The 9,466-nt window shown below is 70.7% G+C and carries 7 protein-coding genes; all 7 read left to right on the top strand.

Annotation, left to right across the window (positions count from 1 at the left end; all coding sequences use genetic code 11):
- Window positions 1–253, top strand: a 253-nt coding sequence (locus OO52_RS40335; protein WP_031100746.1) for a DALR anticodon-binding domain-containing protein, incomplete at its 5' end; no start/stop codon positions are given.
- A 53-nt stretch (window positions 254–306) separates the two neighbouring features.
- Complete coding sequence (gene lysA, locus OO52_RS40330) at window positions 307–1,698, top strand: diaminopimelate decarboxylase (protein WP_030656081.1); 1,392 nt, start codon at window positions 307–309, stop codon at window positions 1,696–1,698.
- A gap of 159 nt (window positions 1,699–1,857) precedes the next feature.
- Window positions 1,858–3,147, top strand: coding sequence for a homoserine dehydrogenase (locus OO52_RS50270; protein ID WP_030656083.1), 1,290 nt, complete (start codon window positions 1,858–1,860; stop codon window positions 3,145–3,147).
- Window positions 3,148–3,153: 6 nt separating this feature from the next.
- Window positions 3,154–4,212, top strand: coding sequence for a threonine synthase (gene thrC, locus OO52_RS50265; protein WP_030656085.1), 1,059 nt, complete (start codon window positions 3,154–3,156; stop codon window positions 4,210–4,212).
- Window positions 4,213–4,594: 382 nt separating this feature from the next.
- Window positions 4,595–5,512 (top strand): homoserine kinase, encoded by a 918-nt coding sequence (gene thrB, locus OO52_RS40315; RefSeq protein ID WP_030656087.1) that lies wholly within the window; start codon window positions 4,595–4,597, stop codon window positions 5,510–5,512.
- A gap of 402 nt (window positions 5,513–5,914) precedes the next feature.
- A complete protein-coding gene (gene rho, locus OO52_RS40310) occupies window positions 5,915–7,927 on the top strand; it encodes a transcription termination factor Rho (RefSeq protein ID WP_030656089.1) in 2,013 nt (670 codons plus the stop codon).
- A gap of 372 nt (window positions 7,928–8,299) precedes the next feature.
- Entirely contained in the window at window positions 8,300–9,433 is a 1,134-nt protein-coding gene (locus OO52_RS40305; protein WP_030656091.1) for an LCP family protein, read from the top strand.
- The last annotated feature ends 33 nt before the right edge of the window (window positions 9,434–9,466 follow it).

Here is a 9,466-nt window from a genome sequence, read left to right as displayed (position 1 = left end):
CCTCCTGACCCCCCTAGCCGCCCACCCCCGCATCCTCGCCGTGGCCGCCACCCGTCGTGCCCCGGACCGGCTTGCCCGGCATCTCGTCACCGTCGCCGATGCCGTGCTGCCTCTGTTGCCTTCCGTGCTTCCTGTCGGCGAGGAGAAACCCTCGGCCGCCCACCGTGCCCGGCTGGCCCTCGCCGAAGCTGCCGGGACGGTGCTGGCCGGCGGCCTGTCCCTGCTCGGCATCGACGCACCCGAACACCTCTGAGGCGCGCGAGCAGATGTGCCCCGGAGAGAGACAGAGAGTCTGAGAGTCACGTCATGAGCCGTTCCGCCCATCCCGCCGGGCCCCGTCACGCCGACGTCCTGCCCGAGGGGCACTACTCCGCGCCGCCCGCCGACCTCAACGCCCTGGACCAGAAGGTGTGGGCCCAGACCGTCTCGCGCGGCGACGACGGCGTGGTCACCGTCTGCGGAATCCCCGTCAGCCGGCTCGCCGAGGAGTTCGGCACTCCCGCCTATGTGCTCGACGAGGCCGATTTCCGGTCCCGGGCGCGCGCTTGGCGTACCGCGTTCGGACCGGACGCCGATGTCTTCTACGCCGGGAAGGCCTTCCTCTCCCGGGCCGTCGTGCGGTGGCTGGACGAGGAGGGCCTCAATCTGGACGTCTGCTCCGGTGGCGAGCTGGCCACCGCGCTGTCCGCCGGGATGCCCGCCGAGCGCATCGCCTTCCACGGCAACAACAAGTCCGTCGCGGAGATCACCCGGGCCGTCGAGGCCGGTGTCGGGCGGATCGTGCTCGACTCCTTCCAGGAGATCGTGCGGGTCGCCCATGTCGCGCAGTCGCTCGGCAAGCGGCAGAAGGTTCAGATCCGGATCACCGTGGGGGTGGAGGCGCACACCCACGAGTTCATCGCCACCGCCCACGAGGACCAGAAGTTCGGGATCCCGCTCGCCGGGGGGCAGGCCGCCGAGGCCGTACGGCGGGCCCTGCAGCTCGACGGGCTGGAGCTGATCGGCATCCACTCCCACATCGGGTCGCAGATCTTCGACATGTCGGGCTTCGAGGTCGCCGCCCACCGTGTCGTAGGGCTGCTCAAGGACATCCGGGACGAGCACGGCGTGGAGCTGCCGGAGATCGACCTGGGCGGCGGGCTCGGCATCGCCTACACCAGTGACGACGACCCTCGGGAGCCGCACGAGATCGCCAAGGCGCTCACCGAGATCGTCACGCGTGAGTGCGAGGCCGCCCGGCTGCGCACGCCCCGGATCTCCGTCGAGCCCGGGCGCGCCATCGTCGGCCCCACCGCCTTCACGCTCTACGAGGTCGGCACGGTCAAGCCGCTCGACGGGCTGCGCACGTACGTCTCCGTCGACGGCGGCATGTCGGACAACATCCGGACCGCTCTGTACGACGCCGAGTACAGCGTCGCCCTCGTGTCCCGCGCGTCCGACGCCGAGCCGATGCTCGCCCGTGTCGTCGGCAAGCACTGCGAGAGCGGGGACATCGTGGTCAAGGACGCGTTCCTGCCCTCGGACCTGGCGCCGGGCGACCTGATCGCCGTACCGGCCACGGGCGCGTACTGCCGGTCCATGGCCAGCAACTACAACCACGTGCTCCGGCCGCCCGTCGTCGCCGTACGGGACGGCGAGGCGCGGGTGATCGTCCGCCGGGAGACGGAGGAGGACCTCCTGCGTCTCGACGTCGGGTGACCCGGACGGCCGCCCCGTGGGAGGGGCCGGAAGATCTGCGGTCCCGCGGTCCCGTACAAATGAAATAGATGTCTCACGATCCGGACGAAGGGTAGAAACTCCCGTCCGGTGAGTGAGACTGGTCCAACCGTAGACGGTAAGAGGAAACGAGGTCGGATGATGCGTACGCGTCCGCTGAAGGTGGCGCTGCTGGGCTGTGGAGTGGTCGGCTCAGAGGTGGCGCGCATCATGACGACGCACGCCGACGACCTCGCCGCGAGGATCGGGGCGCCCGTGGAGCTCGCGGGCGTGGCCGTACGGCGGCCCGCCAAGGTGCGTGAGGGCATCGACCCCTCCCTCGTCACCACCGACGCCACCGCCCTCGTCAAACGCGGGGACATCGACGTCGTGGTCGAGGTGATCGGCGGGATCGAGCCCGCCCGGTCCCTCATCACCACCGCCTTCGAGCACGGTGCCTCCGTCGTCTCCGCCAACAAGGCCCTGCTCGCCCAGGACGGGGCCGCCCTGCACGCCGCCGCCGAGGAGCACGGCCGCGACCTCTACTACGAGGCCGCCGTCGCCGGTGCCATCCCGCTGATCCGGCCGCTGCGCGAGTCCCTCGCCGGTGACAAGGTCAACCGCGTGCTCGGCATCGTCAACGGCACCACCAACTTCATCCTCGACAAGATGGACTCGACCGGCGCCGGGTACCAGGAGGCCCTGGACGAGGCCACCGCCCTGGGGTACGCCGAGGCGGACCCGACCGCCGACGTCGAAGGCTTCGACGCCGCCGCCAAGGCCGCCATCCTCGCCGGGATCGCCTTCCACACGCGCGTGCGCCTCGACGACGTCTACCGCGAGGGCATGACCGAGGTCACCGCCGCCGACTTCCGCTCCGCCAAGGAGATGGGCTGCACCATCAAGCTGCTCGCCATCTGCGAGCGGTCCGCGGACGGTACGTCCGTCACCGCGCGCGTGCACCCCGCGATGATCCCGCTCAGCCACCCGCTCGCCTCCGTGCGCGGCGCGTACAACGCCGTTTTCGTGGAGAGCGACGCCGCCGGCCAGCTCATGTTCTACGGTCCGGGCGCCGGTGGTTCGCCCACCGCCTCGGCCGTGCTCGGCGACCTGGTCGCCGTCTGCCGCAACCGGCTGAACGGCGCCACCGGGCCGGGCGAGTCGGCGTACGCCGACCTGACCGTCTCCCCGATGGGCGAGGTCGTCACCCGGTACCACATCAGCCTCGACGTGGCCGACAAACCGGGCGTGCTCGCCCAGGTCGCCACCGTCTTCGCCGAGCACGGCGTGTCGATCGACACGGTTCGGCAGCAGGGCAAGGACGGCGAGGCCTCCCTCGTCGTCGTCACCCACCGGGCCTCCGACGCCTCCCTCTCCGGGACCGTCGAGGCACTGCGCAAGCTCGACACCGTGCGGGGTGTCGCCAGCATCATGCGGGTTGAAGGAGAGTAACCAGCAATGACCCACCAGTGGCGCGGAATCATCGAGGAGTACCGGGACAGGCTGCCGGTCTCCGACACCACGCCGGTCGTGACGCTCCGTGAGGGCGGCACGCCCCTCGTGCCCGCGCAGGTGCTCTCCGAGCGCACGGGCTGTGAGGTCCACCTGAAGGTGGAGGGGGCCAACCCCACCGGGTCCTTCAAGGACCGCGGCATGACCATGGCCATCAGCAAGGCCAAGGAGGAGGGGGCGAAGGCCGTCATCTGCGCCTCCACGGGCAACACGTCCGCCTCCGCCGCCGCGTACGCCGTGCGGGCCGGCATGGTCTCCGCCGTGCTCGTGCCGCAGGGGAAGATCGCCCTCGGCAAGATGGGCCAGGCCCTCGTGCACGGCGCGAAGATCCTCCAGGTCGACGGCAACTTCGACGACTGCCTCACCCTGGCGCGCGCACTGAGCGAGAACTACCCCGTGGCGCTGGTGAATTCGGTCAACCCGGTGCGCATCGAGGGCCAGAAGACGGCTGCCTTCGAGATCGTGGACATGCTCGGCGACGCGCCCGACATCCACGTCCTCCCGGTCGGCAACGCGGGCAACATCACGGCCTACTGGAAGGGTTACAAGGAGTACGCCGCCGACGGCATCGCCGGCAGGACCCCCCGTATGTGGGGTTTCCAGGCGTCCGGCAGTGCCCCGATCGTGCGCGGTGAGGTCGTCAAGGACCCGTCGACCATCGCCACCGCCATCCGCATCGGCAACCCCGCGTCCTGGAGTTACGCCCTGGCCGCGCGGGACGAGTCCGGCGGTGCCATCGACGAGGTGACGGACCGTGAGATCCTGCGCGCCTACCGTCTGTTGGCCGCGCAGGAGGGCGTCTTCGTGGAGCCCGCCTCCGCCGCCTCCGTGGCCGGTCTGCTCAAGGCCGCCGAGCAGGGCAAGGTGGACCCGGGCCAGCGCATCGTGTGCACCGTCACCGGCAACGGTCTGAAGGACCCCGACTGGGCCGTCGCCGGTGCCCCGCAGCCGGTCACCGTCCCGGTCGACGCGGCCACCGCGGCCGAGCGCCTCGGCCTGGCCTGAGCGCCCGGGGCAGGAGCCGGAGCGGGAGCCGGCGCCGGAGGTTCAGAGCCCCGGTGCCGGAGCCAAAGCACCCCGGTGCCCGAGCCGGAGCGCCGAGGTGCCCGAGCCGGAGCGCACCGGCTCCCGACCCCGAGCGCCGGTTCCGAGCGCTCCGGGTCCGGGTCATCCCTGACAGGGTGCACAGGGGGCTTACGACACGCATCGTGCGCCTCCTGTGCGCCCTATGTCGCCACAGAACCTTCCTTCGATAGTCTGTACTCAACCCCGCCCGTTGCACATGCCCTCGCAGATGGGCGAGCCGCGCCGGCTGCGCGGCCTGGGGGTCTTCCGTACGTATCGAATGTCTTCGACAGTCACGCAGCTCAAGGAGAGTCAACGAGCGATGGCCGGTCCAGCGTTCCGCGCCGCCGCCGTCCGGGTGCGCGTTCCCGCCACCAGCGCCAACCTCGGTCCGGGCTTCGACGCCCTGGGCCTCGGGCTGGGGCTGTACGACGACGTGGTCGTCCGGGTGGCCGACTCCGGGCTGCACATCGACATCGCGGGAGAGGGCAGCGAGACCCTGCCGCGGGACGAGAACCACCTCCTCGTCCGCTCCCTGCGCACCGCCTTCGACCTGCTGGGCGGACAGCCCCGCGGCCTGGAGATCGTCTGCGCCAACCGCATCCCGCACGGCCGCGGCCTCGGCTCCTCCTCCGCCGCCATCTGCGCCGGCATCGTCGCCGCCCGCGCGGTGACCATAGGCGGCGAGGCCCGCCTGGACGACGCGGCGCTGCTGGAGCTGGCCACCGAGATCGAGGGCCACCCGGACAACGTGGCCGCCTGTCTGCTCGGCGGTTTCACTCTGTCCTGGATGGAGGCCGGTGCCGCCCGGGCCATCAGGATGGAGCCGCACCATTCCATCGTTCCGGTGGTTTTCGTGCCCGGGAAGCCGGTCCTGACCGAGACCGCGCGCGGTCTGCTCCCGCGCTCCGTGCCGCACGTCGACGCCGCCGTCAACGCGGGCCGCGCCGCCCTGCTCGTCGAGGCCCTGACCAGGCGCCCCGAGCTGCTGCTGCCCGCCACCGAGGACCGCCTGCACCAGGAGTACCGCGCGCCGGCCATGCCGGAGAGCGCCGCGCTGGTGGAGCGGCTGCGCGCCGACGGCATTCCGGCCGTGATCTCGGGCGCCGGGCCCACCGTCATGGCGCTCGCCGACGCCGACAGCGCCGACAAGGTGTCCCACCTCGCGGGTGAGGGCTGGGCCGCCAACCGGCTGGACCTGGACGTCCAGGGAGCGAGCGTGCTGCCGCTTGCGACCTGACACACGGTTGCCGGATTTGGAGAGGGGGAATGTTTGTTGGATCCGGTAGTGTTAATCTCAAGTCTGCACCCGACCCCACCATGGCGAGGTGCCTCGTGTCCCCGTCCGGGACAGACATTCTTCCGGGAGCCTCCCGCGCCACTCCGTGTTCCTTGCGCCGTACCTGGGCAGTACGTCGTATGCGGGCACTGAGCGGGCCGCCGGGCACGCTTCGGAATCGGTGCTACCACGCCACGTGACACTGGGTGCCACGGCTCGCGGAAGCGCCATCACGCACATTTCTTCCGCCGCTTTGGCGGACCACCGCCCCGGCACGGTTCACAGAAGACAGGACCGTAGCCGGACAGCACAACCGGTCGCCGAGCCAGACAGGCCGACGTCCGCTCCAGGGAAGGACCCTTCGTGAGCGACACCACCGATCTGATGGGCGCACGTGTCGAGGAGACCGCTGCCGCGCCCGCCACGGACGCCTCCGCGCCTGCCACCGGTGCCGGCTCCCGGCGGCGCCGCGGTACCGGCCTCGAGGGCATGGTGCTGGCCGAGCTGCAGCAGGTTGCCTCGGGCCTCGGGATCAGGGGCACCGCGCGGATGCGCAAGAGCCAGCTGATCGAGGTCATCAAGGAGGCGCAGGCCGCCGGGGGTGCCCCCGCCGCCAAGGCCGACGCCGCCGAGACCAAGCCGAAGCGCCGGGCCACCTCCAAGGCCCGCACCGGCGAGTCCGCCGAGAGCGGCGAGAGCGCGGCGAAGAAGGCGGAGGCCAAGACCGAGGCCGCCGCCGAGAAGGCCGTGGCCCAGCAGCAGATCGAGATCCCCGGCCAGCCGGCCTCCGACGACGCCCCGAACGAGCGCCGTCGCCGCCGGGCCACCGCCGAGGCGGGCAGCCCGGCCGCGAACGGCACGGAGACCGTCGCCGCCGAGGCCAAGAACGAGCCCAAGGCCGAGACGCCCGCGCAGCCGCAGGGCGACGCCAAGGCCGACGCCGACGGCGAGGGCCGTGGCCGCCGTGACCGCCGCGAGCGCGGCCGGGATCGTGACCGCGACCGTGACCGCCGCAACAAGGGCGACGACCAGCAGGGCCAGGGCGGCGGCCGTCAGGACCGCCAGGACCGTCAGCAGCAGGGCCAGCAGCAGGGCGGCGGCCGTCAGGACCGCAACACCGGTCCGCAGGACGACGACGACTTCGAGGGCGGCCGGCGCGGCCGTCGCGGCCGCTACCGCGACCGCCGGGGCCGCCGCGGCCGCGACGAGATCGCCGAGCCGCAGCTCGCCGAGGACGACGTCCTGATCCCCGTCGCGGGCATCCTGGACATCCTCGACAACTACGCCTTCATCCGGACCTCCGGCTACCTGCCCGGTCCGAACGACGTGTACGTCTCCCTCGCCCAGGTCCGCAAGAACGGCCTGCGCAAGGGTGACCACGTCACCGGTGCGGTCCGCCAGCCGAAGGAGGGCGAGCGCCGCGAGAAGTTCAACGCGCTGGTCCGGCTGGACTCCGTCAACGGCATGGCGCCCGAACACGGCCGTGGCCGCCCGGAGTTCAACAAGCTGACCCCGCTCTACCCGCAGGACCGGCTCCGTCTGGAGACCGACCCGGGTGTGCTCACCACCCGCATCATCGACCTGGTCTCGCCGATCGGTAAGGGCCAGCGCGGTCTGATCGTGGCCCCGCCGAAGACCGGTAAGACCATGATCATGCAGGCGATCGCCAACGCGATCACGCACAACAACCCCGAGTGCCACCTGATGGTCGTCCTGGTCGACGAGCGTCCGGAAGAGGTCACCGACATGCAGCGGTCGGTCAAGGGCGAGGTCATCTCCTCGACCTTCGACCGTCCGGCCGAGGACCACACCACGGTCGCCGAGCTCGCGATCGAGCGCGCCAAGCGACTGGTCGAGCTGGGCCACGACGTGGTCGTGCTGCTCGACTCGATCACGCGTCTGGGCCGTGCCTACAACCTGGCGGCGCCCGCCTCCGGCCGCATCCTGTCCGGTGGTGTCGACTCGACCGCGCTCTACCCGCCGAAGCGGTTCTTCGGTGCGGCGCGCAACATCGAGGACGGCGGCTCGCTGACCATCCTGGCCACGGCTCTCGTGGACACCGGGTCCCGCATGGACGAGGTGATCTTCGAGGAGTTCAAGGGCACCGGCAACATGGAGCTGAAGCTCGACCGGAAGCTCGCCGACAAGCGCATCTTCCCCGCGGTGGACGTCGACGCGTCCGGCACCCGTAAGGAAGAGATCCTGCTCGGCAACGAGGAGCTGGCCGTCGTCTGGAAGCTCCGCCGTGTCCTGCACGCGCTGGACCAGCAGCAGGCGATCGAGCTGCTTCTCGACAAGATGAAGCAGACCAAGTCGAACGTCGAGTTCCTGATGCAGATCCAGAAGACGACGCCGGCGCCCGGCAACGGCGACTGACGGTTCGTTCCACGGAACAGAAACACAGGCCCGCCCCCGTCCACAGTGACGGGGGCGGGCCTTTTGCGCTGGAGCCCTGTACCCGCACAAGGGCACCGCAAAGGCCGCAAGCGAGATCTTTGCCACAAGGGTCCCGATGGGCACCGGCTTCCAGGCGTGCGATCTCCGGCGCCGAATCCGCAGGTGAGCGCCGTGCTTCCGGACCGAAGCGACTACGCAGCGTGCTCGTCGCCGTACGCGGTGGGCACTGTGCGTTGTGCAACCCTTTCCCGGGTTTCTCCGTCTGACCGGGCGGAGCGACGATGGAGCGGTGACGACCGCGCCTGACCCTGACCTCAGGGGGTAACCGACCTGACGAGACCTAGGAGCGAAGTGGTCGCCGAGAGTACGCCTCAGCCCGCCATAACCGAGCCGGGCACGACCTCGCGCCGCCGGGGCAAGGGCCGCCGCCGCAAGGCGCCCAGCACGGGACGCAAGGTGCTGCGCGCGACCGCCTGGACGGCGGCCGGCGTGGTGGTGCTGGGCGGATCCGGCGCCGGGTACCTGTACTTCAAGCTCAACGGCAACCTCCACAGCGTCGACATCAACCAGGCCCTCGGCACCGACCGGCCCTCGAAGATCGACAACGGCTCCGAGAACATCCTGGTCCTCGGCTCGGACACCCGCTCCGGCAAGAACAAGAAGCTCGGCGGCGGCGCGGACGACGGCAGCGCCCGCTCCGACACGGCGATGATCGTCCACGTGTACGAGGGCCACAAGCGGGCCAGCGTGGTCTCCATCCCCCGGGACACCCTGGTGGACCGCCCCCGGTGCACCGACACCAAGGGCACCGCCCACCCCGCCGCGTCCGGCGTGATGTTCAACGAGGCGTACTCCACCGGTGGCGCGGCCTGCGCTGTCAAGACCGTCGAGTCCATCACCGGCATCCGCATGGACCACTACCTGGAGGTCGACTTCGAGGGCTTCCAGAAGCTCATCGACGACCTCGGCGGGGTCCAGGTCACGACCACCAAGGACATCGACGACCAGCAGAGCCACCTGAAGCTCAAGGCCGGCACCCACACCTTGAACGGCGAGCAGGCCCTCGGTCTGGTCCGCACCCGGCACGGCGTGGGCGACGGGTCCGACCTGGGCCGCATCCAGCTCCAGCAGGCCTTCATCAAGGCCCTCATCGACCAGGTCAAGCACGTCGGCGTCCTCACGAACCCGAAGAAGCTGTACGACCTCGCCGACACCGCCACCAAGGCCGTCACCACCGACTCCGACCTCGGCTCGGTCAACTCCCTGATCGACTTCGCCGGCGGCCTGAAGGGCATCAGCTCGTCCCACATGAAGATGGTGACGATGCCGGTCCAGTACGACCCGGCCAACCCCAACCGCGTCCTCCTGGCGAAGACCAAGGCCCAACTGGTCTGGAACGCCCTGAAGAACGACCGCCCCATTCCGAAGTCGGCCACGGAAGGCACGGCCACGGGTGAGGCGAAGGGCGTCGTCAGCGCCGGCTAGGGGCGCGCAGAACCGCGCGAACGACCCACGGCG

This window comes from Streptomyces flaveolus (genome assembly GCF_000716535.1).
Classification (GTDB): domain Bacteria; phylum Actinomycetota; class Actinomycetes; order Streptomycetales; family Streptomycetaceae; genus Streptomyces; species Streptomyces flaveolus_A.
The sequence above is the reverse complement of the archived record's forward strand: the minus strand, read 5'-3'. Positions and strand labels throughout refer to the sequence as shown.

What these genes read in the sequence shown, in the direction of transcription:
- thrC (WP_030656085.1), top strand. Translation starts at nt 3,154, where the DNA reads ATGACCCACCAGTGGCGCGGAATCATCGAGGAGTACCGGGACAGGCTG.
- thrB (WP_030656087.1), top strand. Translation starts at nt 4,595, where the DNA reads ATGGCCGGTCCAGCGTTCCGCGCCGCCGCCGTCCGGGTGCGCGTTCCC.
- OO52_RS50270 (WP_030656083.1), top strand. Translation starts at nt 1,858, where the DNA reads ATGCGTACGCGTCCGCTGAAGGTGGCGCTGCTGGGCTGTGGAGTGGTC.
- lysA (WP_030656081.1), top strand. Translation starts at nt 307, where the DNA reads ATGAGCCGTTCCGCCCATCCCGCCGGGCCCCGTCACGCCGACGTCCTG.